Source organism: Modestobacter sp. SYSU DS0875 (genome assembly GCF_054050915.1).
This window is the reverse complement of record NZ_JBJHAH010000010.1, coordinates 13,027-38,596: the sequence shown is the minus strand read 5'-3', so window position 1 is coordinate 38,596 and position 25,570 is coordinate 13,027. Positions and strand designations below refer to the sequence as shown.

Sequence of the window (25,570 nt, the reverse complement as noted above, 5' to 3'; positions counted from 1 at the left end):
CCTGGCGCCCGGAGAACTGGCGACGGGGCTGCGGCCGGCGAACCTCAGGCGCGAGCGCGACCGGCCGCGGGGCCCGAGGCGCCCGCAGCCGGCGCGGTCACTGCTGGGGCGCCTGCGAGGGGTCGCCGTCCCAGTCCCGGCCGGCACGGTCGGCGTTCTCCGAAGCGCTGTCGGTGGAGCCGGCGACGGCCTCCACCATCTCCTCGTCGGTCAGCTCCTCGCCGGCCGGCTGCACGTTGCTGGGCTCGGTCATCTCGACTCCCGTCGTCCACTGGGCTGCTGTCCCAGCGGCCCTCCCCGCTGCCCCAGGGGTGCAAACGCCGTGGGTCAGCCGGCGGGCGGCTCACCCACGGCGACCGGCGCGAGCTCGAACCAGACCCGCTTGCCGTCCCGGTGGTCCTCGGCCCCCCAGCGGTCGGCGATCGCATCCACCAGCCGCATGCCCCGGCCCCGCTCGGCCTCGTGGTCCAGCGCCCGGACCACCGGGCGGATGGCGGAGCCGTCCACGACCGCGATGCGCAACCAGGCGCCGGCCAGCGTCAGCTCCAGGGTGAAGGAGTCGGCACCGGCGTGGTCGACGACGTTGGCCACCACTTCGGTCACCAGCAGCTCGGCGTCCTCCCGGTCCTGCGGGACGCCCCAGGCGCGCAGCACGTCCCGGACCAGCCGACGGGCCAGCAGGACGCTGCCCGGGATCGGAGGCAGGTCGACGCTTGCGGTGAAGGTGGACATCGTGGCCTCGTTCCGGTCCGGACCAGCGCAGCGCGACTGGATTGCGGACGACCATCCCATCAGCAGCGCGCTGACGCAACCCCTATTGCATGCAATAGGGGTGTCGTTAGATAGTGTGCTACTGAACCGGTCACCCACCGCCTTCCCGACGAGGAGCCGCCATGACCGGCGCCGGACCCCCCGACGACCCGGCCACCCGGGCGCTGGCCCAGCTGGTCACCGAGCTGGACGCCTGCGTGGCCCAGCTGGAGCACGCCCGTGACCGCGCGGAGAAGCTGCTCGAGGCCCGTCGCAACGGCCGACCCTGGCTCGAGGTCGTGACCGGGGAGCGTCGTCCTCTCGTGGTCGAGAGCATCAGCGCGGTGCTCGGCACGCTGTCCGCCGCTGGGCACACCTGGCGGCGGGAGCAGGCGACGGCGCTGCAGGCCGAGGGCGTGAGCATCAACCGCATCGCCGCGCTGTTCGGCGTCACCCGGCAGCGGATCTCCACCCTGCTCAGGGAGGCCGGCCAGGACCGGGCCTGACCGCCCGACTCAGGGCAGCAGCTGGTCGATCGCCTTGTAGACCCGCTGCTCCGAGACCGGCCGCGGGGTGCCCACCGCCTGGGCGAACAGCCCCACCCGCAGCTCCTCGACCATCCACCGCACGCGCGCGACCGGGTCGTCCGGCGCACCGCTGGCCGGCACCTGCCGACGCAGCTGCTCGTACTCGGCGGTGACCGCGGCGACGGTCTCCATCAGCAGGGCGTCCCGAGCCGCGTTGGCCGGCAGCCGCTCCAGCCGGTAGGCCATCGCGGTCAGGTAGCGCACCAGGTCCGGCAGCCGCCGTCGGCCGGCCGCCGCCACGAACCCCTTGTGCAGCAGCCCGCCCATCTGCCGGCGCAGGTCCGTGATCGCCGCCTCGGGCACCCGCCGTCCCGGTGCCGCACCGATGGCGACGGCCACCTCGCGCGCCTGGGTGAGCACCGCCTCGACCCGCCGGACGGCGTCGCTGGTCAGCGGCAGCAACTGGGTGCGAGCCGCCTCGACCAGCGCGGCCCAGGCCGCCTCGTCCCGCGGCGGACCGCCGGCCGCGGCGACCAGCTCGTCGGCGGCGGCGTCGGCGCAGTCGGCGACCAGGTCCGGGATCTCCCCGTCCGGGTTGAACTGCAGCGCCAGCCGGCTGCGCGGGCCGATCCCCTTGACCACCTGCTTCACCGGCGGACCGACGGTCAGGAGCAGCAGGCGCCGGGCCCCGCGCCAGCCCAGCCGGGTCGCCTCCGCCTCGGTGGCGACCACCCGGACGCCGACCGTCTCCCCCTCGTCGACCAGCGCCGGGTACGCGGTGACCACGTGCCCGCCCCGCTGCACCTCCACCGAGCGCGGCAGCGTGCCGAACGTCCAGCTCGTCTGCCCGGTGCGCTCGTAGGTCGACGCCGCCCGGGCCAGGCTCGCCCGGGCCTGCGGGGCGACCTGCGCCCGCAGCGCGGCCAGGTCCTTGCCGGTGGCGAGCGGCCGGTGCTGGTCGTCGAGCACCCGGAAGGTCGCCCGCAGGTGCGCCGGCACCTCCGCGGGGTTCCAGGCGTCGGGTGGGACGACCACGGAGGTGGCCCGGCGCAGCTCCCGCTCCAGCGCCGGCAGCAGGGGCTCCGCCGGGTCGATGAGCGGCAGCACCTGACGCGCCCGGTCGGGGATCGGCACCAGGCCCCGGCGCAGCTGCTTGGGCAGCGAGCGCAGCAGCTCGGTGACCAGCTCCTCCCGCAGCCCGGGCACGGTGAAGGCCAGCGACGCACCGGAGGTCTGCGACGCGACGGCGTCCAGCACGCCCAGCGGCACGTCGACGGTGACGCCGTCCTCGGGCGCGCCCGGGTCGAAGGCGTAGGACAGCGGCAGGGTGAGCCCCTGCGTCAGCTGCACCTGGTCCGGGTAGTCCTCGACCTGCACCTGCCCGGCGACCGCGGCGTTGGTCAGCATCTCCGGGGTGAAGGTGAGCAGGTCCGGGGTCTCCCGGCGGGCCTGCTTCCACCACCGGTCGAAGTGCCGGGTGGAGACGACGTCGGCGGGGATCCGCTCGTCGTACAGCTCGAAGACCGTCTCGTCGTCGACCCGGATGTCGCGGCGGCGGGCCCGCTCCTCCAGCTCGGCGACCCGCTCGATCGCCGCCTGGTTCTCCGCCCAGAACCGGTGGTGGGTCGTCCACTCCCCCTGCACCAGGGCGTGCCGGATGAACAGCTCCCGGGAGACGACCGGGTCGATCGAGCCGTACTGGACGCGCCGGCCCACGACCAGCGGCAGCCCGTAGAGGGTGACCCGCTCGGTGGCCACGACCGAGCCGCGCTTGGCGTCCCAGCGGGGTTCGCTGTAGGTCCGCTTGACCAGGTGCTCGGCGAGCCGCTCGACGACCTCCGGGTCGATCCGGGCCACGGTGCGGGCGAACAGCCGGCTGGTCTCCACGAGCTCCGCGGCGACCACCCAGCGCGGCGGCTTCTTCGCCAGCGGCGTGCCCGGGGCGATCACGAACCGGGTGTTGCGAGTGCCCAGGTACTCCCGGCCCGGGCGTCCGGGCTTGCCGTCGCGGTTCTTGGCGGGCTCGGCCTGCACGCCCACCTGGGAGAGCAGCCCGGCCAGCAGGGAGGCGGTCACCCCGCGCTCGTCGGGCTCGGGCGCGAGGGCACCGGTGGTCATGCCCAGCCGACGGGCGGTGCTGCGCAGCTGCCCGTGCAGGTCCTGCCACTCCCGGATGCGGAGGTAGTGGAGGAACTCGCGCTTCACGGTGCGCCGGAACTGGTTGCCGGAGAGCTCGTCCTGCTTCTCCCCCAGGTACCGCCAGAGGTTGAGCAACGCGAGGAAGTCGGAGTTCTCGTCGGCGAACCGGCGGTGCAGCTCGTCGGCGGCCTGCTGGTGCTCGGCCGGGCGCTCCCGCACGTCCTGCACGGTGAGCCCGGCGGCGATGACCAGCACCTCCTCCAGCACCCCGCGCCGGTCGGCCTCCACGACCATCCGGGCGATCCGCGGGTCCAGCGGCAGCGCGGCCAGTGCCCGGCCGGTCTCGGTCAGCCGGCCCTCGCCGTCCAGGGCGGCGAGCTCCTCCAGCAGCGCCAGGCCGTCGGCGACCGCCCGGCGGTCCGGCGGGTCGATGAACGGGAAGTCGGCGACGTCGCCCAGGTCCAGCGAGGCCATCTGCAGCAGCACCGAGGCGAGGTTGGTGCGCAGGATCTCCGGGTCGGTGTACTCCGGGCGACCGTCGTAGTCGTCCTCGCTGTACAGCCGGATCGCGATGCCCTCGCTGGTGCGCCCGCACCGGCCCGACCGCTGCCGGGCCGAGGCCTGGCTGATCGGCTCGATCGGCAACCGCTGGACCTTGGTGCGATGGCTGTACCGGGAGATCCGGGCGGTCCCGGGGTCGACGACGTACCTGATGCCCGGCACGGTCAGCGACGTCTCGGCGACGTTGGTGGCCAGCACGATCCGCCGGCCGGTGTGCGCCTGGAAGACCTTGTGCTGGTCGGCGGCCGACAGCCGGGAGTAGAGCGGGAGCACCTCGATCGGTGCGCCGGACCGTTCCGTCACCCCGCCCAGCGCCTCGGCGGTGTCCCGGATCTCCCGCTCACCGGCGAGGAAGACCAGCACGTCGCCCGGCCCCTCGGCGATCAGCTCGGTGCAGGCGTCGACGATCGCGCTCACCTGGTCGCGGTCGGGGTCGGCGTCCGGGTCGTCGGGGTCGACCACCGGCCGGTAGCGGACCTCGACCGGGTAGGTGCGCCCGCTGACCTCCACGACGGGCACCTGCCCGCCGTCCCCCTCGCCTTCCTGGCCGCCAGAATGGCCATCTTGGCGGTCAGGGGCGACCGAGAGGCCGGAGAAGTGCTTGGCGATCCGGTCGACGTCGATCGTCGCGGAGGTGATCACCAGCTTCAGGTCCGGCCGGCGCGGCAGCAGCCGGGCCAGGTAGCCCAGCAGGAAGTCGATGTTGAGGCTCCGCTCGTGCGCCTCGTCGATGATGATCGTGTCGTACTGGCGGAGCATCCGGTCGCGCTGCACCTCGGCCAGCAGCACGCCGTCGGTCATCAGCTTGACCAGCGTCCGGTCGCCCACCTCGTCGGTGAACCGCACCTTCCAGCCGACGACGTCGCCCAGCGGGGTGCCGATCTCCTCGGCGATCCGCTCGGCCACCGTCCGGGCGGCGATGCGCCGCGGCTGGGTGTGCCCGATCCGACCACGCACCCCGCGGCCGAGCTCGAGCAGGATCTTCGGCAGCTGGGTGGTCTTGCCCGATCCGGTCTCGCCGGCGACGACGACGACCTGGTGGTCGCGGACGGCTGCGGCGATGTCGTCGCGTCGCTGGCTCACCGGCAGCTCGTCGGGGTAGGCGACCACCGGGACGGCGGCGCGCCGCGCGGCGATGCGGGCCTCCGCGGCGGCGACGTCCTCGCTGATCCGCTCGCGCTGGCGGGCGCGGGCGGCCGAGTCCTTGGTGCGCCGGGTGCCGTCGAGGCGCCGGCGGAGCCGGTGCTCGTCGGCGAGGGTCAACGCGGACAGCCGCGAGCGCAGCTCGTCGTGCGGGGTGCTCACGGTCGTTCGGGGTTCCTCTCCGGTGCGGACGGCCTCCAGCGTCCCATCCCCGGCCCGGACGTCGCCCGCGTCACACTGCATGCTCCGCACAACTTGTTGCATGCATGGCGCAACGGTTTGTAGAGTGCAACCGTTCCCGGCGCAGCGCGGCGCCGTCCGCACAATCGACGACCGGAGACGCTGTGACCGAGCTCGCGTCCGCACCGGGCACCCCACCAGGCACCGCCCCGGCCGCCGGCACGCCGACGTCGCTCTCCGACGAGCTGGCCCGGCTGATGCGCGTCATGCACGCGCTCAAGGCCGCCGGCCCGACCGGCGGGGCCGGCGGCGACGCGCGCGAGCGCGCCGCCCACGTGCTGCTGTTCCCCCTCACCCGTCTCGGCCCGTTGCGCCAGGGCGCCCTCGCCGAGCTGGTGCACGCCGATCCGTCCACCGTGAGCCGCCACGTCACCCTGCTCGTCGACCGTGGGCTGGTACGCCGGGTCGCCGACGAGCAGGACGGCCGGGTGAGCCGGCTGGTCGTCACCCCGGCCGGCGAGGCGGTGCTCGACCAGCTCCGCCAGGAGCGCGACGCGCTGCTCGCCGCGGTGACCGCGGACTGGGCACCGGGTGAGCTGGCCGGCTTCACCGCCCAGCTGCGCCGGTTCGTGCAGGACCTCACCGACCACCTCCCCACCCTGGGCTCCGCCGCCGGCGGACCCGTGGACTCCCCCGAGAAGGACCGATGACCCAGACCAGCGACCGCGCGTCCGCGGCCGACCGGCGGGAGGCCCGCGCGGCCGCCGCCGCCCCGGACGCCTCCGGGGTGTTCACCCACCGGCAGATCCTCACGATCCTCGTCGGGCTGATGCTCGGCATGTTCCTGGCCGCGCTGGACCAGACGGTGGTCTCCACCGCGATCCGCACCATCGCCGACGACCTGAACGGCTACGACCAGCAGGCCTGGGCCACGACGGCTTTCCTGATCACCTCGACGATCGCCACCCCGCTGTACGGGAAGCTGAGCGACATCTACGGCCGGCGGCCGTTCTTCCTGTTCGCGATCATCGTCTTCGTCCTCGGCTCGCTCCTGTGCACGTTCGCCTGGTCGATGTACTCCCTGGCCGGGTTCCGCGCCGTGCAGGGCATCGGTGCCGGCGGCCTGATGTCGATGGCGCTGGCGATCATCGCCGACATCGTGCCGCCGCGGGAGCGCTCCAAGTACCAGGGCTACTTCATGGCCGTCTTCGGCTCCTCGAGCGTGCTCGGCCCGGTCATCGGCGGGGCGCTGTCGGGGCAGGAGTCGATCCTCGGCGTCGCCGGCTGGCGCTGGATCTTCCTGGTCAACGTGCCGATCGGTGCGATCGCGCTGGTCGTCGTCGCCGCCGTCCTGCACCTGCCGCACACCCCGCGCAAGCACCGGATCGACTGGCCCGGCGCGCTCGCACTGGTCGTCGCCCTCGTGCCGCTGCTGATCGTCGCCGAGCAGGGCCGCACCTGGGGCTGGGGCAGCGCCACCTCGATCGCCTGCTACGCGATCGGCGTCGTCGGCCTGGTGGCCTTCGTGCTGGCCGAGCGCGCCTACGGCGACGACGCCCTGCTGCCGATCCGGCTGTTCCGCAACCGCACCTTCGCCGTCAGCGGGCTGTCCAGCATCGTGCTCGGGATGGGCATGTTCGGCGGGATCCTGCTGCTGCCCCAGTACCTGCAGGTCGTGCACGGCTCCAGCCCGACGGTGGCCGGCCTGCAGATGATCCCGCTGGTGCTCGGCATCATGCTGGGTTCGGTCTTCTCCGGGCAGTTCATCGCCCGCACCGGCACCTACAGGCCCTTCCCGCTCATCGGCGTCGGGCTGATGGTGACCGCGCTGGTCAGCCTCTCCCTCATCGTCGACGCCGAGACCTCGGTGTGGGCCCTGGTGCCGTTCATGGTCATGCTGGGCCTCGGCCTGGGCTTCAACTTCCAGCCGGTCATCCTCGCGGTGCAGAACGCGGTCAGCCCGCGGGAGATCGGCGTCGCCACCTCCTCGGTCACGTTCTTCCGGCAGATGGGCGGCACCCTGGGCACGGCGATCTTCCTGTCGGTGCTGTTCACCCGGCTGCCACAGGAGGTCGGCGACGCCGTCGGCCGGGTCGCCGCGGGCAACCCCGACGCCGCCGCCCAGGCCCAGCAGCTGCAGCAGGTCGGCACCGAGTCGCTGCTGTCGGACACCACCGCCATCCAGCAGTTCCCGTTGCTGGTCCGCCCGTTCCAGGAGGGCTTCAGCAGCGCCCTGGACCTGGTGTTCCTCATCGCCGCCGGCGTCGTCGCGCTCGGCTTCCTCGTGCTGGTCTTCCTGCCGCAGCTGGCCCTGCGGACCCAGTCGGGGATCCAGGCCCAGCAGGCCGGTGCCGGTGAGGCCGGCGACCCCGCCGCGGACGACCCGGCGCTGGCGGGCGCCAACGCCGCCGGCGCCGCGGCGCCGACGTCCACGCTGCCGCCGGTGGAGGACGCCGACCGCACCGACCGACGGCTGGCCGAGGGCGGCTCGACGGAAGGCGGCCGGCAGGAGGCCGCCGAGGCGGACGAGGACCGTCCCGAGGGTGGCCGGCACGAGGCCGCGCCGGACCAGCCGACCGGGCTGGCCAGCCTGCCCGCCGATCACCTGCCCGACGGCGCGGGTCGACCGCGCGACTGACGGTGCACCGACGACGGCCCCCTCGCCGCCAGGAGAGGGGGCCGTCGTCGTCCTGCGGGGTCAACCCGTGTTGATCATGGGCATGTGGTCGCGGGACACGCCGGCGATCGGCGTGTCCCGCGACGCACTGCCGATGATCAACTGGCGGGCGGGTGCGTCGCCTCGGGTGTCAGGGCTCGAAGACCGCCCGCACGCAGCCGTCGGACTTGTCCTTGAACATCTGGTACCCCCGCGGCGCCTCGGACAGCGGCATCGTGTGGGTGGCCAGGTGCTCGGTGACCAGCTCGTCGCGGGCCATCCGCTCCAGCAGCTCGGGGATGTACCGCTGGGCGTGCACCTGGGCGCCGCGCAGGGTCAGGCCCTTGTTCATCACCGCGCCCATCGGGAACTTGTCCACCATCGCGGCGAAGACGCCGAGGCTGAACACCGAACCGCCCTTGCGGCAGGCCATGATCGCCTCGCGCAACGCGGTGGGCCGGTCGGTCTGCAGCCGCAACTGCTGCTTGACCTGGTCGTAGACGCCCGGCGCACCGGGGCTGTGCGCCTCCATGCCGACCGCCTCGATGCAGACGTCCGGACCGCGGCCGCCGGTGCGCTCGCGCAGCTCCGCCAGCACGTCGGTGGTGGTGTAGTCGACCGCCTCGGCACCCACGTGCTCGCGCACCTGGGCCAGCCGCTCGGGCACCCGGTCCAGGACGACGACCTGCTCGGCGCCCAGGAGCACCGCCGCCCGGGCGGCCATCTGGCCCACCCCACCGGCGCCCCAGACGGCGACGACGTCCCCGGGCTTCGTGCCTGCCAGGTCCGCGCCCATCCAGCCGGTCGACGCGGCGTCGGAGGCGAACAGCGCCCGGGTGTCGGAGACACCCTCGGGGACGGCGAAGGTGCCGACGTCGGCGTAGGGCACCCGCATGTACTCGGCGTGGCTGCCCGCGTAGCCACCCATCGCGTGGGAGTACCCGAAGCAGCCACCGGGGCTCTGGCCCCACAGCCCCTCGGTGATGCCCGGGTTCGCGTTGCCGTTGTCGCAGAGCGAGTACTGCTCCTGCTTGCAGTACCAGCAGTTGCCGCAGGCGGCGAACGGCGCGACGACGACCCGGTCGCCCACCTTCCGGTTCCGCACGGCGGGCCCGGCCTCGACGACCTCGCCGATGAACTCGTGGCCCAGCACGTCACCGGCGCGCATGAACGGGATGTAGCCGCCCACCAGGTGCAGGTCCGAGCCGCAGGTGACCGACTGGGTGATCTTCAGGATGACGTCGTGGTCGTTGAGCAGCTGCGGCTCGGGGACCTCCTCGACGGAGACCTCGTTCACCCCGGTCCAGGTCGCGGCCTTCACAGCACTCCCTCCTTGCCCGCGTCGCGGGTCATGCCGTCCAGGACGGCGCCCTGCGGCGTCTCCTTGCGGTGGCCGTGCGGCTGCGGTTCGACCCGCAGCACCTGGCCCACCTCGACCAGCTGCTTGGCCTCCCGCAGCGCCGCGCGGAGCTCGCCGATCTCGTCCTTCGTCACCGGGCCGCGGAAGCGGGCGGCCAGCTCGGCACCCCGGTCGCCCGGCGCCGGGGTCACCCGGACCTCGAGCCGGTCGCCGAAGGCCGTCAGCGGCGCGGGCGGCGTCGTCCGCAGGGCGTCGGCGTCGGTCAGCACGGTCACCGCCCGCCACCGCCGGGCCGCCGTCCGCGGGTCGTCGGTGACCGAGGACTGACCGACCCCGGGCACCCGGATGTGCTGCAGCTGCTTGAGCGCGCTGCTGCCGGCCTCGCCGGCCAGGCTCGTCGCGCGGGTCACGATCGTGGACAGGTCCATGCCCGGCCCCTACCCGACCGGCCTGCCCCGGACACCCGGCCTAGCCTGGCGGCAGGGCCCCGGCCCACCGACACCGCCGTCGCCTGGAGGAGCCCGTGTCCCCGTCGTCGATCCTCAGCGCCCGCGACCTGGAGTTCCTGCTGCACGAGTGGCTGCAGGTCGAGATGCTGACGAAGCGCCCCCGCTACGCCGAGCACTCGCGGGAGACCTTCGACGCGGTGCTCGAGCTCGCCGCGGAGATCGCCACCGACCACTTCGCACCGCACAACCGGGCGGCCGACGAGCACGAGCCGCACGTCGTCGACGGCCGGGTGCAGCTGATCCCGGAGGTCGCCGCGGCGTTGCGGGTGTTCGCCGACGCCGGGATGACCGCCGCGGCGCTGCCCGAGGAGCTGGGCGGGCTGCAGCTGCCGGCGGTGGTGAACCAGGCGGTGCACGCGTGGTTCCAGGCGGCGAACATCGGCACCTCGGCCTACCCGTTCCTCACCATGGCCAACGCCAACCTGCTGGTCGCGCACGGCACGCCCGAGCAGGTGCACGCCTTCGTGCCGCCGATGGCCGAGGGGCGCTGGTTCGGCACGATGGCGCTGTCGGAGCCGCAGGCCGGCTCGTCGCTGGCCGACATCGCCACCCGCGCGGAGCCGCAGGACGACGGCAGCTACCGGCTGACCGGCACCAAGATGTGGATCTCGGCAGGCGACCACGAGCTCACCGAGAACATCGTCCACCTGGTGCTGGCCAAGGTCCCCGGCGGCCCGCCCGGCGTGAAGGGCATCTCGCTGTTCATCGTGCCCAAGTTCCTCGTGCGTGCGGACGGCAGCCTCGGTGAGCGCAACGACGTCGTGCTGGCCGGGCTCAACCACAAGATGGGCTACCGCGGGACGACGAACACCCTGCTCAACTTCGGTGAGGGCGGCTACACCCCCGACGGCCGCCCCGGTGCCGTGGGCTTCCTGGTCGGTGAGCAGCACCGCGGCCTGACCTACATGTTCCACATGATGAACGAGGCGCGGATCGGCGTCGGGATGGGCGCCACCGCACTCGGCTACACGGGCTACCTGCACGCCCTCGACTACGCACGCACCCGCACCCAGGGCCGCCCGCTGACCGGGAAGGGGCGGGCGGGCGACGGCGGGGCTGCCCCGGTGCCGATCATCGAGCACCCCGACGTGCGGCGGATGCTGCTGGCGGCCAAGTCCTACGTGGAGGGCGGGCTGGCGCTCGGCCTGTACTGCGCGCGGCTCGTCGACGAGGAGCGGACGGCGGAGACCGAGGACGCGCGAGCCCGGGCCCACCTCCTGCTGGAGGTGCTCACCCCGATCGCGAAGAGCTGGCCCTCGCAGTGGTGCCTGGCCGCGGACGACCTGGCCGTCCAGGTGCTCGGCGGCGCCGGCTACACCCGGGACTTCCCCGTCGAGCAGTTCTACCGGGACAACCGGCTCAACCCGATCCACGAGGGCACCCACGGCATCCAGGCGCTGGACCTCCTGGGCCGCAAGGTGGTGGCCGACGGCGGCGCGGGCCTGGCCCTGCTGGCCGAGACCATCGCCGCCACCACCCAGCGGGCCCGGGAGACCGCCTGGGCCGACCTCGCCGCCACCCTCGACGCGCTGGTGCCGCGGATCGGCGCGGTCACCGGAGCCGTGTGGGCCGACGGTGACCCGGAGCAGGCGCTCGCCAACGCGACGGTGTACCTGGAGGCGGTCGGGCACGTCGTCGTCGGCTGGCTGTGGCTGGAACAGGCGCTGGCCACTGAGGGGCGGGACGAGGAGGGCCGGGACGGCCCCTTCTACGCCGGCAAGCGGCAGGCAGCACGGTTCTTCCAGCGCTGGGAGCTGCCGAAGGTCGGGCCGCAGCTGGCGCTGCTGGCCTCGCTGGACCGGACGGTGCTGGACACCCCGCCCGACTGGCTCTGAACGCGACGACGGCGGCCTCCCAGCCGGGAGACCGCCGTCGGGCGCGTACGGGGAGGGGCTACAGGGCCGCCGTGGCGCGAACGCCCTCGGGGGCCGCGTGCCGGGCCCGCGGGGCGGACGCCGCCCGCTTCTCCGCCTCCCAGCGCGCCGTCGACTGGGTGCCCATCGCGATCACCAGGGCGGTCAGCACCAGGAAACCGACCAGGGTCACCGCCGGCCACAACACCATCTGTCTGCTCCACACTTCCTCTCGGGGACCGCCGGGGGGAGCCAGCGGTTGCCGTTCTGGGCGGATCGGTGCCCGTTCCGTCGCCGGCGAACCGTCCCTGGGGAGACTTCTTCGGTCGATTCGATGTGATGCTCGTCGCTCCCCGGAGCGGCGCGGTCGGGAGCGGCCGTGTTCTCCGGGTGTTCACCCCTGGTCCACCCGTCAGGAACGGCCGTTACTGGAATGCGTCCTCCGCAGGCGTGACCGGCACCCGGAGTGGGAACCGCAGCTCCGACACAGACCAGCGGCACACCGGAGGGCCTGATGGCCGGAGCACGAGCACGGGGCGCCCAGCAGGGCGCTCAGGGGGACACCTCCCCCAACGAACCGAACGCCGCCCGCGACATCGCGCCGGACGACGACAACATCACGCACGAGCGGGCCGACTTCGCGCCCACCGGCGCCGACCCCAAGCCCACCACCGGTGGCACGTTCAAGCGCACGGTGAAGGAGTTCAGCGAGGACGGCCTGACCGACTGGGCAGCCTCGCTCACCTACTACGGCGTGCTGGCGCTGTTCCCGGCGCTGACCGCGCTCGCCTCCATCGTCGGGCTGCTCACCGACCCGGAGGAACTCACCACGGCGCTCACCGAGGTCGTCCCGGACGACGCTGCCGAGACGCTGAACCCGGTGATCCAGCAGGTCGCCGGCAGTCCCGGTGCCGCCGGCTTCGGTCTGGTCCTCGGTCTGCTGGGCGCCATCTGGACGGCGTCGGGCTACGTCGGCGCCTTCACCCGGGCGGCCAACGTGGTCTACGAGACCCGTGAGGGCCGCAAGATCTGGAAGCTGAAGCCGCTGCAGCTGCTGGTCACGCTGATCGGCATCCTCTTCGCCGCGCTGATCCTGGCGATGCTGGTGCTCAGCGGCCCGGTCGTCGACGCGATCGGCCAGGCCATCGGCCTCGGCGAGACCGTGCTGACCATCTGGACCTGGGTGAAGTGGCCGGTCATCCTGGTGCTGCTGGCACTGATGATCGCGGTCCTCTACTACGCCACCCCGAACGCCAAGCTCCGCGGCTTCAAGTTCATCAGTCCCGGCGCCGGCGTGGCGATCCTGGTCGCGGTCGTCGCTTCCGCGCTGTTCGCCTTCTACGTGGCGAACTTCGGCAGCTACAACGCCACCTACGGGGCGCTGGCCGGTGTGGTGATCTTCCTGATCTGGTTCTGGCTGATCAACCTCGCCCTGCTGTTCGGCATCGAGTTCGACGCCGAGATGGAGCGGACGAAGGAGCTGAAGGCCGGCGTGCCCCGCGCGGAGAAGGAGATCCAGCTGGACGCCCGGGACGAGCCGAAGCGTCAGCAGACCACCTGACCCTGCGTTCGACCATCGGGCCCGGCTCCTGCCCAGGAGCCGGGCCCGATGTGTGTCAGCCGCCCAGCAGGGTCAGCACCCGATCGGCGGAGACGGTGGCCTGGCCGAGCATCGAGGTGCCGGCCTGGACGAGGATCTGGTTGCGCGCCAGCGCCGCCGCCTCCTGGGCCATGTCGGCGTCCACGATCCGGGACCGCGCCGCGGTGGTGTTCTCCAGCGCCACGCCCAGGCTGGCGATGGTGTGCCCCAGCCGGTTCTGCACCGCGCCGAGGTCGGCCCGCGCCGCGGAGACCAGCGCCAGCGCGTCGTCGATCTGGTCGATCGGGTGGGGCGCGGGGGTGAAGACGGGGGTGAGTGCTGCCAGCTCGTCCGGTGTCGCGCCGTCCGGCGGGGTCGCGCCCCAGAAGGCGGTGCCCCGCCCCCCGGCGTGGAACAGGACCTGGAACGCCTGCGGGTCCACGGTGAGCCCGGCCGCCTGCGCGGCGTCGTTCAGCTGCGCCAGCGCCTCCGCCGCGCCGATCTCGCCGTTCCCGTCGGTGTCCACGTACGCGACCGCGCCCAGCTCGACCGCCTGCCCGTCGGCGGAGACCCGGCCGCGCAGCTCCGGCAGCTCGACCGGCGGGTGGTCCCGGAAGAGCAGCACCCCGGGTGCGGGCGGGAACGAGTACCGGGCCGCCCAGGTCGTCACGCCGCCGGCCGGGGGTGTGCCGTCCACGACGAACTCGACCTCGGCGGCCCCGTCGGCCTCCGCGTCGCTGCCGGGCTCCGGTCCGCGGAAGACCAGGTCGGCGCCGTCCAGGGCGAACGGGTCCGGTCGGTGCGTGATGCCCGCGGCCGCCGCTGCGGCGTTGAGCTGGTCCAGCGCCTCGACGGTGCTGACACCGGGAACCCCGTCGGTGCTGGTGTAGGTGATCGAGGCCAGGTCGAGCTGGACGGCGCCCAGCCGCACGCTGCCGCGCAGACCGGGGATGCCGCCGGGAGCGGTCGTGGCCCCGGTGATCCGGATCTCGCCCGCGGCCGGGTCGACGACGCGCCCGCGGGCCGGGACCACGGCGGGCGGCGACGTCTCGATGCTGGCGACGTTGAGCCCTTCGAGCCCGAGCCCCAGCGTGTCGAGCGCACGGTCGACGGCGACGTGGATCGTCTCTCCGGCGTCGGCGCCCACCTGGAAGACCCCGCGGTAGCTGCCGTCGAGCAGGGCGGTGCCGGCGAACGTCGTCGTCGCGGCGATCCGGGTGAGCTCCGCCTTCAGCTGGACGACCTCGGCCTGCAGCGTGCGACGGGCACCCAGGTCGAGGCTCCCGACGTTCGCGGCCTGGACGGCGAGGTCGCGCATCCGCTGGAGGATCGAGGTGCTCGCGGACAGCGCGCCCTCCGCGGTCTGCACGACGCTGATCGCGTCGCGGGCGTTGCGCAGGGCCTGCCCGATGCCGCCGATCTGCGCGCGCAGCCCCTCGGAGACGGCCAGGCCCGCGGCGTCGTCGGCCGCCCGGTTGACCCGCAGGCCCGAGGACAGCCGCTCGATTGAGCGCGCCGCACCCCCGGCGGCGACGGTCAGGTGCCGCTGGGCGGACATGGCGGGCAGGTTCGTCCGCACGCTGAGCGCCATGCGACCCCTCCCCCGGCTGGTGCTCCTGTGACTGCTGTGTCGATCCGCATCGATCAACGGCAGCGGCGGCGCCGAGTTGACCCGAACAACGGGCCGGTCGGTGGGCCGGTCAGCCGTGCACCCCAGGCTGACTCCGCGGCCCGGTCCGCTCCTCGCTCGTTCCTCGCTGCGATGCTCCCGGCCCTGTCGTCAGCCGGCCGAACGGCGCATCGACCACATCTGGGCCGGCCGCTCATACTGGCTGGCGGCCTCCCAGTCGAGCTGGGGCGGACCGGTCTCGGTCCGGAAGCTGGTCGCCGCCAGCCGGGCGAGCTCCGGGTCGCGGGCCACCCGGGCGGCGAGCTCGCGGGCCCGGTCCTCGACCGCGTCGTCGTCGTGGGTCTCCCAGGCCAGGCCCAGCCGCACCGCCGCCGCGCCGTCGAGCTCCTCGCCGAACAGCGCCATCGCCGCCGCCGCCTCGCGCCCGACCAGCCGGGACAGCAGCACGAAGTGCCCGCCGCCGGGGTGCATCCCGCGCTTGAGGAAGCCGCACAGCAGCCGGGCGTCCCGCGCGACGATCCGCAGGTCAGCGGCGAGCAGCAGGTTCATCCCCGCGCCGACCGCCGAGCCGCGGACCGCGGCGACGGTCGGGGCCTGCACCCGGCCCAGCCGCAGGAACGAGTCGTAGATGGCGCCCATGTCGGCGTAGGCCACCGGCTCGGCCGGGTCCTGCCCGGCGGCGGTCAGCGTCTGCACGTCACCGCCGGCGCAGAAGGACCGGCCGACACCGCGGACCACCACGGCGCCGACCTCGGGTCGCGCGTCGGCCTCGTCGAAGGCGGCGATCAGCTCCCCCGCCATCGCCGGCGTCAGGGCGTTGCGGCGCTCCGGGGCGTTGAGCGTGACGACCGCGACGCCGCCGTCCACCTCGAGCAGGACCTCACCGGACATGCGGCTCCTCTGGCGGGGCCGGCGCCGGTGCCGGCCGTTCGCCTCGATCAGACCACGCCAGCCGGTCGCCGGGTCAGCGGGCGGTGGGCGGCCCGTCGCCCCGGCGGGCCAGCGGCACCCGCTCGACCCAGCCGGCCGCCGCGGCCAGTCCCCGGCTGACCGTCTCGCCGGCGGGGGCGAAGCGCTCCGGGGCGCGCTGCACGCCGGCGTCGACCAGGTCGCGGGTGCGGTCCAGCAGCGACAGCGGCAGGCCGGAGACGGCGTTGCCCGGCGGACGGCGGGAGACGGTGGGGTGCGGCCGGGTCGGGGAGACCCGGCGGGCGACCTCCCACTGCAGCCCGAGCCGACGCAGCGCCTTCGCGTCGAGGGCCTCCTGCAGACGGGGGAACATCACGTCCTCCTCGTCGCGGACGTCCTCGTTCAGCACCTCGACCAGCCGATCGAGGGTCTCGGCCCGCCGGGGGTCGTCGTGGCCGAGCGCCTCCAGCCGGGTGACCAGCTCGTTGACCTCCTGGTGCTCCTCCTCGACCTGGCGGGTCAGCGCGTCGCCGTCGGGCAGGACCCGCCGGATGACCGGCCAGAGCACGGTCTCCTCCGCGAACGCGTGGCTGAACACGAGCCGGTCGATCTTCCGCAGCACCTGCTCCTGCTCCCGGCCGATCGTGCCGTCGAGCTCGGCGAGCAGCCGGCCCAGCTCCGCGTGGTCCTCGCGCTGGCGGACGAGGACGCTGGTCGGTCCGCCGAGTTCGGCAACGGTCTGGTCGGCGATGGAGCGAGCCATGGACGGTCTCCCGTGGGTGCGTGCGGTGCCGTTTCTCGACCGGTCCGACATGCCCGACAGCGGGACGCACTACACCTGCGTGAGTCCCGGAACTGATCCGGCTCCCAGCATTGCCACCGCTTTCCGACCTCCCTACGGTGACGGCGGACACAGGTTCCGGAACTTCTCGGAACGACGTGTCCGGGCAGCCCCGCCCGCCCATCCGTCCCTCACCGTGGAGCCGGACATGAGCTCAACCGCCCTCCGTCTACGCCCGCCCTCCCGGCGTGGCGCCGGTCAGCCAGGGAGGTGGCGGCGCACTCCGCACCGCGCACTCCTGGTCGGCCTGGCGCTCGCCCTGACCGTGCCGGCCGGCGCCACCTCGGCGTCGGCGGCCCCTCCCCCCGCCGGCGCACCCGGCCAGCCGGCCACCGCGCCGACCGACCCGGGCGCCTACCTCGCGTACGCCGGCGGCCCCGGCCGCTTCCCCCTCGCCGTCCCCGGCAGGGCCGCCACCCTGGTGGTCGACCCGGGTGAGTTCGAAGGCGTCCGGCGCGCCGTCGGCGACCTCGCCGAGGACATCGCCCAGGTCACCGGGCAGACGCCGAAGGTCGTCACCGGCGCCGTCCCCGCCGAGCGCGAGGTCGTCATCGTCGGGACGATCGGCCACAGCCCGCTGGTCGACTCGCTCGTCGCCGCGGGGAAGGTCGACGTCTCCGGCGTCGCCGGGGAGTGGGAGACCTCGCTCCAGCAGGTCGTCGAGGACCCGATGCCCGGCGTCGAGCAGGCCCTGGTCATCGCCGGCAGCGACCAGCGGGGCACGATCTACGGCGCGTACGACGTCTCCCGCGGGATCGGCGTCTCGCCGTGGCAGTTCTGGAACGACGTCGTGCCCCGGCACCGGGAGACGGTGTACGTGCTGCCCGGCCGGCACACCCAGGGCACGCCGGACGTCAAGTACCGCGGCTTCTTCATCAACGACGAGAACCCGCAGCTGGGCCGCTGGGCCCCGCAGTTCTTCGGCCCGGGCGAGGCGGAGGGCTTCCCCAACGGCTTCAACGCCGAGTTCTACGGCCAGGTCTTCGAGACCATGCTGCGGCTGAAGGCCAACTACCTGTGGCCGGCCGTGTGGGGCCGCGCCTTCGCCGAGGACGACCCGGCCAACCACGAGACCGCCAGCCGCTACGGCGTGGTCATGGGCACCTCGCACGAGGCGCCGATGCTGCGCGGCATCGAGGAGTGGAACCGGCACGCGGTCCCGGCCAAGCGGGACGCGGAGGGCAACATCGTCGAGCCTGGCTCGGACCCCTACGGCGGCACCGGCGAGTGGAGCTTCCGCCGCAACCGCGCCGCGATCGAGGCCTACTGGCGGGAGGGCATCCAGCGGATGGTCGACCAGGACATCGAGGGGCTGGTCACCATCGGGATGCGCGGCAACGGCGACGTCGCCCTCGAGGACGGCGCCGGCATCGCGCTGATGGAGGACATCATCGCCACCCAGCGGCGGATCATCGAGGAGGTCACCGGCAAGCCGGCGGACCAGACGCCGCAGGTGTGGACCCTCTACAAGGAGGTCCAGCGGTACTGGGACGAGGGGCTGCGCGCTCCCGAGGACGTCACGGTGATCATGACCGACGACAACTGGGGCAACATGCGCAAGCTGCCCCAGCCCTCCGACGCCCGCCCCGGCGGCTTCGGCCTCTACTACCACTTCGACTACGTGGGCGACGGCCGCAACTACAAGTGGGTCGACACCACGTCGCTGCCGAACCTGTGGGAGCAGCTGGAGCAGTCGGCCAGCGCCGGCATCTCCGACCTGTGGGTCACCAACGTCGGTGACCTGAAGGGCAACGAGGTGCCCACGCAGTTCTTCCTCGACTTCGCCTGGGACACCGAGCGCTGGGGCCTGGACCAGCTGCACGAGTGGGAGCGGCGCTTCGCCGTGGAGAACTTCGGGCCGACGTTCGCCGAGGACATCGCGGAGGTGCTCTACCAGTACGGCGTCCTGCAGTCCCGGCGGAAGCCGGAGCTGCTGAACCGGGCGATCAGCCTCGACGAGACCAAGGACCTGCGGACCGACCCCTCGGCGGTGCTCTACGACGACGAGGGCAACCCGTTCAGCCTCACCGCCTACCGGGAGATGGACCGGGTGACCGCCGACTGGCAGGAGCTCGCCGCGCAGGCCGACCGGCTGTCCAAGCGGGTGCTGCCCGCCCAGCGGGACACGTTCTTCCAGCTGGTCGGCTACCCGGTGCAGGCGACGGCCAACGTCTACGAGCTGCGCAACGCGCAGTTCACCAACCTGCTCTACGCGGAGCAGGGCCGGGCGGCCACCAACCGCCTGGCCGACGAGGCCGAGGCCCACTTCGCCGAGGACCAGGCGATGGCGGACCGCTACAACACCGAGATCGCCGGCGGGAAGTGGGAGGGCTTCCAGACCCAGCCGCACATCGGCTACGGCGACGTCGAGCGCTACGGGCCCAACGCCGGCTGGCAGCAGCCGGAGGAGAACCACGAGGCGCTGCCGGACGAGATCTACCCGGCGCTGCAGCGCATCGAGGTCCCGGCCGTCGCGGAGATGGGCGTGGCGATCGAGGGGTCGGAGCAGTCCTGGCCGGCGTCCTCGGAGCCGGCGGTGCTGCCGGTGTACAGCCGGTACGCCGGCACCCCGGCCCCCTACGTCGAGGTGTTCAACAAGGGCACCCAGGCCTTCGACTACACGATCACGCCCGGTGTGCCGTGGGTGCACCTGGACAAGCCGCGCGGCCGGGTCACCGACCAGGTGCGGGCGGAGCTGATCGTGGAGTGGGGCCGGGCACCGCAGGGCCGCACCGAGGTGCCGCTGACGGTCACCGGCCCGGACGGCGCGCAGGTCGTCGTCACCGCGGTGATCGAGAAGCCCGACGTGCGTGGCGCCCAGGGCTTCGTCGAGGGCGGCGGGTACGTCTCGATGAACGCGGAGCACTACAGCCGCGCGGTCGAGACCAACGGCGTCACCTGGACGACGATCCCGGACATCGGCCGGGACAGCGACGGGGTGAAGCCCTACCCGCTGCGCACGCCGCGGCAGACCCCGGGTGGCGACAGCCCGCACCTGGCGTACGAGATGCACCTGACCACCACCGGCCCGGTGGACGTGACGGCGTACCTCTCCCCGCGCAACGACGTGCTGCCGCCCGAGGGGCTGCAGTACGCGATCTCGATCGACGACGCGCCGCCGCAGGTGGTCGACATCATCGCCGAGACCGGCGCGAACGACACCACGATGAACCGGCAGTGGCAGCGCAACACCTCCGACAACGTCAACCGGACGACGACGCAGCACGTGATCGAGACCCCCGGTCACCACGTGCTCAAGTTCTGGATGGTCGACCCGACGGTGGTGCTGCAGAAGCTGGTGGTGGACACCGGCGGTGAGCTGCCGAGCTACCTCGGGCCGCCGGAGAGCCTGTGGGCCAGCAAGGGGCGCATCGCTCCCCGCTGAGCCAGCAGCGTGACCGGGCAGCCCGGGTCGGCACCTCGCCGGCCCGGGCTGTCCGCCGTCCTCAGGCGGTGACCAGCACGCAGCCCGCGGCGCCGAACGGCTCGACGGCGAAGCCCAGCGACTCCAGGCACCCGGCGACGGCCACGTTCATCGTGGCCTGGACCGCGGTCGACGCCTCCGCGCCGTGCACCTGGTCCCGGCTCATCCGGTCGTGCTGGTGCCAGCTGACCAGGACCCCCGGACGCCCCGGCTCGGGGGTGAGGCAGACGCCGCCGGCGGCGCCCTCACCCGCGCAGTCGTGCAGCGGCAGCCCGGCCTCGACCAGGGCGGAGGCGATCTCCACCACCAGGGTCACCAGCTCGTCCTCGTCGGCCAGCGGGCTGTCCCACTCCGCGGGCAGCCGGTCGAGCTGGGCGCCCAGTTCGCCCAGCCACGCCTGCTCACCGGGCAGCGGCCGACGCACCAGCCGGCCGTCCGTGCGCAGCACCCCGTGCACCGCCTGCGCCGACCCGGTGCGCCCGGCGGCCATCGCCGCCCAGTCGGCGTCGATCCGGTCGGGGAACGGGCCGGCCAGGACGGCCTCCCCGGATCGGCCGGCCGGCTGCTCGACCAGCCACCACGCCGTCGGCGCGGCCGGGGCGCCGGCGCGTGCACCGGCCGGGTGCGTGCTGACGCGGGCGGTCGCGCTCTCCCGCTGCTGCTCGGCCCCGGACCCTGCCTGCGCCGGGACGGCCCCGACGGCGGCCGGGACGGTCTCGGCCTCCGGTACCCGCCGCTGCCCCTGGACCTGGTTGCGCTCGAACTCGTAGCGGGCCGTGGAGCTGGTGGCCAGCGCGACGACCAGCGCGGCGAGGAGGAGGAAGCCGCCGACGGCGACGACCGGCCAGAGGAGGGTCACCGGGCACCGTCCACCGGGACGCGCACCGGACGGTCGAACCACGCCGCAGCGGTGCCGGGGGCCGCACCCCAGTCGGCCGCGCGCCGCGACCAGTACCGGACCAGCTCACGCAGCCGCACCCCGAACCCGCGGAGGCTCTCCACCGGCGACGACTCGGGTTCGTCCGCCTCCGCCACGGTGAACAGCTCCAGCAGGGCCGCCAGGTCGGTCTCGACGTCCGCCGGGCGGGGCGACGTCCTGGTGGGCAGGTCGACGAACGTGGTCACGCGTGGGCTCCTCGGTGCTGGACGCCGCGACTGGGGAAGTGCCGCGGACATGCCGAAAGGTAGGGCTCCCGGGGCCTGCTCCGGCGTGCTCGGCGAGGTCTTCGGCAGCGCCGTCACCGGATCGTTGTGCAGAGCACCTGGCAGGTCGCCGACCGCTCGCCAGGGCCACCTTGTCGACATGCGGCACGCCACCGACCTGGCCTTTCGTCGGTCACCGACCGCTCGCGGGCGGGATGACGCCCAGGCCCGGCGTGGCGTCGGCCCACCGCCGCGGGAGGAGCCGGCGCCGATCGGCCGCACCTCGTGGAACACCAGCGGCCCGCCAGGCGTCCGGCTGGTGAACGTTCCCGCTCGGTCGCCGGTTGAACGCCCCTGTGACCCAGTCCGCCACATCTGGCCCACCTGTCACACGCCCGGTCGTGAGATCTTGGGGAATGCCCGAAAGCACCACCGAGCAGCTCGAGCCGGACTTCTTCGACGTCCAGCGGCAGTCGCCGGTCACCGCCGACACCGTCCGGCGCGAGATCGCCGAGCCGGACTCGCCCGTGCTGGTGGACTTCGACCACACGCTCTTCGCCGCCAACAGCACCGAGCTCTTCATCTCGCGCTGCCGGCCGTCCCTGGTGGTCGCCGTCATCGACCTGCTGGTGCGGGGGCGCGTGCCGTGGCGGTTGATGCCCGGGCGCAGCGGCTACCGCATCCGGGACTACGTCTGCGTCGTCCTGATCGTCGTGCTGACTCCCTGGAACCTGCTCCGGTGGCGGAGGGAGGCACCGGCTCTCTTCGAGCAGCACCGCGCCACCGGGATCGACGCCTTCTTCACCGACGTCGACCGGTCACGGATCACGATCATCTCCTTCGGCATGGCGTTCGTGATCCGGGGGCTGCTGAGGGGGAGCGAATACGAGTCCGCCGCGCTGCTGGCGACGCCGCTGCTCGCCCGGCCGTCCTGGTTCGCCGGGGGCAAGACGACGAAGGCGGTCGGGAGTGTCGGCGAGGGCGGGGTCGCCCGGGCCGTCTTCATCTCCGACTCACTCGACGACGCCGACCTGCTGGGGGCGTGCCGTTCGGGCTTCCTCGTCCCGCAGCAGGGTGACCGGATGTCCGCCCGCGAGCGCCTCTACATCCCGCTGCGCTACACCGTCCGGGTCAAGTCCTCGCCCTGGTACACGCTGGACCGCCTGCTGCTGGTGGACGCCCTGGTCATCGCCATCGCCATCGCCTACGACGTGGACAGCCTGCTCCACTTCCTGGTGATCGTGCCGCTGCTGCTGCTGTCGGTGATGTCGGTGTACGAGATCGGCTACTTCGAGAACGACATGCACGCCTCGAGGTTCGAGGAGCGTCCGACCCTCAAGCCGGGTGTGGCGCGGTTCCGGGAGTACCCGATGGGGTTCCAGGCCTGGGTCTGGGCCGCCGCCTTCGCAGCGGCCGGCCTGGGCGCTGCCGTTCTCCTCGACGAGCTCGGCACCGACGAGCTCCTCACCGCCGGCATCGCGTGGGCGCTCCTGCTGCTCACGGTGCGCGCGGTGTTCTTCGTCTACAACCGGCTGCGGCCCGAGATGCGGATCTTCGCCTACCCGGTGCTGCAGGCGCTGAGGTTCGGTGGGGTCTTCCTGGTCTTCGTCCCGAGCATCCTCGGGGTGGCCCTGGTGCTGAGCCAGATCATGGCGATGTGGGCGACCTACGTCGTCTACCGGCTCGGCGGGCGCAAGGAGGCCCTGAACCGTGACCTGTTCGGTACTGCGGTCTTCCTGGTCGCTGCCGGCCTGCTGGGCGTGACGGACGTCGTGCACGGCGGGGTGCTCGACGAGGAAGCCGGCCGCGAGTCGGCGAACCGGCTGTGCTTCGTCGCTGCCGTGCTGTGGTCGCTGGCCAGGATCAGCAAGGCCCCGGTGATGCGCCGGGTCAGGGCCGGGCTCGCCTCCTGACGCTGCGCAACGCGCAGGCCCGGAGAGCGCCCGCTCAGCGTCGCGGTGCCCCCGGTCGCCCACCCACCCGGGAACTGCACCGCCAGGGGCAGTGCCAGGTGGGCCCCGTGGGGATCGAACCCACAACCCGCGGATTAAAAGTCCGCTGCTCTGCCAGTTGAGCTAGAGGCCCGGGACGCGGAACGAGTCCCGGCACGAGGATAGGGACACCGCTCGCGGGGCCCACCGATGTGCACTCGCCGTCGGTTCCTCCACGGCGAACCGACGGTCGGCGCACAACAGCGAGGTGGCGATCGGACGCGCCAGGGCCTCAGAAGATCGCGATGAACAACAGCACGAGGATCGCGGTCACCACGAGGCTGACCAGCAGGGAACCGAGGCAGCCGAGGCGGTTGGAGAAGAAGAAGAACATCCACCACCCGTGCCCACGGGCGCCGGTCAGCACACCCGGCCGAGCAGTTCCTGCAGCCGCAGCTCGTCCTCGTCAGCCGCGGGCGATCACTTCTGCACGTGCCGCTGCGGCAGCCGGGCGAAGGCGCGCCCGGCCTCGTAGCGGACCTCCATCTTCTCCTGGGGCACCGCCGCCGGGCCGCGGCGCGGCTGCCCGTTGTCCAGGTCGAACGCGGAGCCGTGCCACGGGCAGACCAGGCAGGTGCTGCCGTGCACCTCCTCCAGCTCCCCCTCGGCCAGCGGGCCGCCCACGTGCGCACACGCGCCGACGAAGGCGTCGACCCGCGGGCCGCGCCGGACGGCGGCGATCGGCACCGGCGTGCCCTGCCCCTCCCCGGTGCGCAGCGTGGGGCGCCCCTCGGGGAGGTCGTCGAGCGGCCCGAGGTCGATCCAGTCGGTGGTCATCTGCCGGGCGGTCGCCGTCGAGTGGTTCGCCCCGGCCGCCTGCGCGTAGGACATGTGCCCGCCGATGGCGGCCGACCCGCTCGCCAGGCCCAGTCCGCTGTAGGCCAGTGCCCGGCCGAGCCCACCTCGCCCCTTCGCCCGGGCGACCAGCGAGCCGACGTAGAGGCCGAGGGCCGCCACGTTCGCCACCGCGTGCACCGCACCCAGGCGCCGCACGTCGTCGTCCTGCTCGGACCAGTCGGCCGCACCGGCCATCGCGGCCGGCACGCTGGCGGCGACCCCGGTGCCGATCAGCACGGTGGCGGCCGGCCGGGCCGGCGGCGCCAGGTCGAGGATCCCGGCGGAAGCCCAGGTGCCGACCGGCACCATGGCCAAGATCGGGTGCAACGGGTGGCCCAGCCAGCTGCCGTGCAGCAGGTCCTTGAACGCCTGCGGCCGCAGCAGGCCGTTGACCGCCTTGCGCGCGGCCTCCAGCTGCTCGTCGAACGTCGACACCTCGGACAGGCGGTCCAGCACACCCAGCAGGCTCATGCAGCCTCCCCTACCCGGCAGAGCGCGCCGGAATCCGCGAGTCGGCGACAGCGGCGCGCAGACCCGCGATCAGCAGCCCGGCCGCCACCGCCCCCGCCGCGTTGAGCGCGGCGTCGACCGGGGACACCACGCGTCCCAGCGGCAGCTGCCACTGCAGCAGCTCGATCGCGGCTCCGGCGGCGACCCCCACCGTTCCCAGCCGGGCCGGCGGCCGCAGCGCCGGCCAGCGGAGCACTGCCAGCACGGCCGCCGGCGCGAGCAGCAGCAGGTTGCCGACCAGCTGGACCGCGACCCCCGGGCGCTCGGCCGCCGTGGCGTACCAGCGCAGCTCGGCCACCGGGTCCGCCCAGGCGGTCACCCCCGCGGCCGCCGGGGTCAGCGTCACGAGGGCGACCAGCAGCAACACGCCGGCCAGGCCCAGCTCCAGGCCCCGGCGGGTGCCCGCCGTCGTCACCGGAAGGCCGCCCAGTCGGCCCCTTCCGCCACGACCGTCACCGCGGCGGCGCCGACGGCGTCGACCTCACCGGCCAGCGCGGGCAGCGCCTCCACGCCGGCCGTCGTCCGCAGCCGCGTGGCCAGCCGGTCCGCGGCGTGCCGCAACCGGGCGGACGCCGGGCCGTCCACCTCCGGTGGCACCTCCAGCACGTACTCCTGCCCGAGCTCCGCGCAGAGCCCGGGCAGGCGGGCGAGCAGGCCGGCGCTGGCGGCGGCGGTCCGCCACGCCACACCGGACACCAGCTCCGGCCGGCAGGTGCCGGTGGCCTCGGCCCAGCGCAGCAGGGCGACCACCTCCGCCCAGAGGACGTCCGACACCACCTCGGTCGCGGCGCCGCCGGACGGCGGCCGGTGGGCGCGGACCAGCACCCCGGACAGCGCGGGGTCGAACAGCCAGGAACGACGCTCCGGATCACGCATGGACCGACGCTGGCGTGGGCACCTGACGGGCGCCTGCCGCGCACCTGAGAACTGACTGGCAGCTCGACGGGTGACCGACTTCACGGGAAGTTGCACAACGCACCGGGAATTCACAGGCGTCACACGGGTTCCATGCCCGAGCATGGTCCTGA

Annotated in this window: 21 protein-coding genes and 1 tRNA gene; 7 read left to right on the top strand and 15 right to left on the bottom strand. The window is 73.6% G+C overall.

Annotated features, from left to right (window positions below; genetic code table 11):
- Window positions 1-97: 97 nt before the first annotated feature.
- Together ACI79Y_RS07965 and ACI79Y_RS07960 are read right to left on the bottom strand one after the other, a co-directional pair.
- Entirely contained in the window at window positions 98-253 is a 156-nt protein-coding gene (locus ACI79Y_RS07965) for a hypothetical protein (protein ID WP_457157952.1), read from the bottom strand.
- 74 nt (window positions 254-327) lie between these two features.
- Entirely contained in the window at window positions 328-732 is a 405-nt protein-coding gene (locus ACI79Y_RS07960; protein ID WP_457157951.1) for an ATP-binding protein, read from the bottom strand.
- 161 nt (window positions 733-893) lie between these two features.
- Between ACI79Y_RS07960 and ACI79Y_RS07955 the strand changes: the two genes are divergently transcribed.
- Window positions 894-1,256, top strand: coding sequence for a hypothetical protein (locus ACI79Y_RS07955; protein WP_457157950.1), 363 nt, complete (start codon window positions 894-896; stop codon window positions 1,254-1,256).
- A 9-nt stretch (window positions 1,257-1,265) separates the two neighbouring features.
- Here the strand turns inward: ACI79Y_RS07955 and hrpA are convergent, their stop codons facing one another.
- On the bottom strand, window positions 1,266-5,282 hold the full coding sequence (gene hrpA, locus ACI79Y_RS07950; protein WP_457157949.1) for an ATP-dependent RNA helicase HrpA: 4,017 nt from the start codon (window positions 5,280-5,282) through the stop codon (window positions 1,266-1,268).
- A gap of 182 nt (window positions 5,283-5,464) precedes the next feature.
- Here hrpA and ACI79Y_RS07945 point away from each other — a divergent pair, with 182 nt between their 5' ends.
- Window positions 5,465-6,010: a MarR family winged helix-turn-helix transcriptional regulator gene (locus ACI79Y_RS07945; RefSeq protein ID WP_457157948.1), complete on the top strand. Its 546-nt coding sequence runs from the start codon at window positions 5,465-5,467 to the stop codon at window positions 6,008-6,010.
- Complete coding sequence (locus ACI79Y_RS07940) at window positions 6,007-7,938, top strand: MDR family MFS transporter (protein ID WP_457157947.1); 1,932 nt, start codon at window positions 6,007-6,009, stop codon at window positions 7,936-7,938. The genes ACI79Y_RS07945 and ACI79Y_RS07940 overlap by 4 nt, the downstream gene beginning before the upstream one ends.
- A 169-nt stretch (window positions 7,939-8,107) precedes the next feature.
- Here the strand turns inward: ACI79Y_RS07940 and ACI79Y_RS07935 are convergent, their stop codons facing one another.
- Window positions 8,108-9,277, bottom strand: a complete 1,170-nt coding sequence (locus ACI79Y_RS07935; RefSeq protein WP_457157946.1) for a zinc-dependent alcohol dehydrogenase — start codon at window positions 9,275-9,277, stop codon at window positions 8,108-8,110.
- On the bottom strand, window positions 9,274-9,744 hold the full coding sequence (locus tag ACI79Y_RS07930; RefSeq protein WP_457157945.1) for a hypothetical protein: 471 nt from the start codon (window positions 9,742-9,744) through the stop codon (window positions 9,274-9,276). Before ACI79Y_RS07930 ends, ACI79Y_RS07935 begins: the two co-directional genes overlap by 4 nt.
- A gap of 95 nt (window positions 9,745-9,839) precedes the next feature.
- On the opposite strand from ACI79Y_RS07930, the gene ACI79Y_RS07925 reads away from it, so the two are divergent.
- Window positions 9,840-11,660 carry an acyl-CoA dehydrogenase gene (locus ACI79Y_RS07925; RefSeq protein ID WP_457157944.1) on the top strand — a complete coding sequence of 607 codons (1,821 nt, stop codon included), beginning with the start codon at window positions 9,840-9,842 and terminating at the stop codon, window positions 11,658-11,660.
- A 58-nt stretch (window positions 11,661-11,718) separates the two neighbouring features.
- On the opposite strand, the gene ACI79Y_RS07920 is transcribed toward ACI79Y_RS07925, so the two are convergent.
- Window positions 11,719-11,889 carry a hypothetical protein gene (locus tag ACI79Y_RS07920; protein ID WP_457085427.1) on the bottom strand — a complete coding sequence of 57 codons (171 nt, stop codon included), beginning with the start codon at window positions 11,887-11,889 and terminating at the stop codon, window positions 11,719-11,721.
- Window positions 11,890-12,192: 303 nt separating this feature from the next.
- Between ACI79Y_RS07920 and ACI79Y_RS07915 the strand changes: the two genes are divergently transcribed.
- Complete coding sequence (locus ACI79Y_RS07915) at window positions 12,193-13,239, top strand: YihY/virulence factor BrkB family protein (protein ID WP_457157943.1); 1,047 nt, start codon at window positions 12,193-12,195, stop codon at window positions 13,237-13,239.
- A gap of 55 nt (window positions 13,240-13,294) precedes the next feature.
- Here the strand turns inward: ACI79Y_RS07915 and ACI79Y_RS07910 are convergent, their stop codons facing one another.
- From ACI79Y_RS07910 to ACI79Y_RS07900, 3 genes are all read right to left on the bottom strand, one after another.
- Window positions 13,295-14,848 carry a flagellin N-terminal helical domain-containing protein gene (locus ACI79Y_RS07910; RefSeq protein ID WP_457157942.1) on the bottom strand — a complete coding sequence of 518 codons (1,554 nt, stop codon included), beginning with the start codon at window positions 14,846-14,848 and terminating at the stop codon, window positions 13,295-13,297.
- A gap of 189 nt (window positions 14,849-15,037) precedes the next feature.
- A complete protein-coding gene (locus ACI79Y_RS07905) occupies window positions 15,038-15,778 on the bottom strand; it encodes an enoyl-CoA hydratase-related protein (protein ID WP_457157941.1) in 741 nt (246 codons plus the stop codon).
- Window positions 15,779-15,851: 73 nt separating this feature from the next.
- Window positions 15,852-16,559 (bottom strand): hemerythrin domain-containing protein, encoded by a 708-nt coding sequence (locus ACI79Y_RS07900; RefSeq protein WP_457157940.1) that lies wholly within the window; start codon window positions 16,557-16,559, stop codon window positions 15,852-15,854.
- A gap of 226 nt (window positions 16,560-16,785) precedes the next feature.
- On the opposite strand from ACI79Y_RS07900, the gene ACI79Y_RS07895 reads away from it, so the two are divergent.
- The gene (locus ACI79Y_RS07895) at window positions 16,786-20,022 is read left to right on the top strand and encodes a glycosyl hydrolase 115 family protein (RefSeq protein ID WP_457157939.1); all 3,237 of its coding nucleotides are present in this window, start codon (window positions 16,786-16,788) and stop codon (window positions 20,020-20,022) included.
- Window positions 20,023-20,083: 61 nt separating this feature from the next.
- On the opposite strand, the gene ACI79Y_RS07890 is transcribed toward ACI79Y_RS07895, so the two are convergent.
- Entirely contained in the window at window positions 20,084-20,920 is an 837-nt protein-coding gene (locus ACI79Y_RS07890; RefSeq protein WP_457157938.1) for a hypothetical protein, read from the bottom strand.
- Complete coding sequence (locus ACI79Y_RS07885) at window positions 20,917-21,186, bottom strand: hypothetical protein (protein ID WP_457157937.1); 270 nt, start codon at window positions 21,184-21,186, stop codon at window positions 20,917-20,919. The genes ACI79Y_RS07890 and ACI79Y_RS07885 overlap by 4 nt, the downstream gene beginning before the upstream one ends.
- Before the next feature lie 434 nt (window positions 21,187-21,620).
- Here ACI79Y_RS07885 and ACI79Y_RS07880 point away from each other — a divergent pair, with 434 nt between their 5' ends.
- Complete coding sequence (locus ACI79Y_RS07880) at window positions 21,621-23,117, top strand: hypothetical protein (RefSeq protein ID WP_457157936.1); 1,497 nt, start codon at window positions 21,621-21,623, stop codon at window positions 23,115-23,117.
- A gap of 99 nt (window positions 23,118-23,216) precedes the next feature.
- Here ACI79Y_RS07880 and ACI79Y_RS07875 read toward each other — a convergent pair.
- The 4 genes from ACI79Y_RS07875 to ACI79Y_RS07860 form a co-directional block, all read right to left on the bottom strand.
- Window positions 23,217-23,289: transfer RNA gene (locus ACI79Y_RS07875), tRNA-Lys, on the bottom strand.
- A gap of 326 nt (window positions 23,290-23,615) precedes the next feature.
- The gene (locus ACI79Y_RS07870) at window positions 23,616-24,503 is read right to left on the bottom strand and encodes a Rieske 2Fe-2S domain-containing protein (RefSeq protein WP_457157935.1); all 888 of its coding nucleotides are present in this window, start codon (window positions 24,501-24,503) and stop codon (window positions 23,616-23,618) included.
- Window positions 24,504-24,513: 10 nt separating this feature from the next.
- The gene (locus tag ACI79Y_RS07865) at window positions 24,514-24,957 is read right to left on the bottom strand and encodes a VanZ family protein (protein WP_457157934.1); all 444 of its coding nucleotides are present in this window, start codon (window positions 24,955-24,957) and stop codon (window positions 24,514-24,516) included.
- Window positions 24,954-25,418, bottom strand: coding sequence for a hypothetical protein (locus tag ACI79Y_RS07860; RefSeq protein ID WP_457157933.1), 465 nt, complete (start codon window positions 25,416-25,418; stop codon window positions 24,954-24,956). The genes ACI79Y_RS07865 and ACI79Y_RS07860 overlap by 4 nt, the downstream gene beginning before the upstream one ends.
- Window positions 25,419-25,570: the final 152 nt, after the last annotated feature.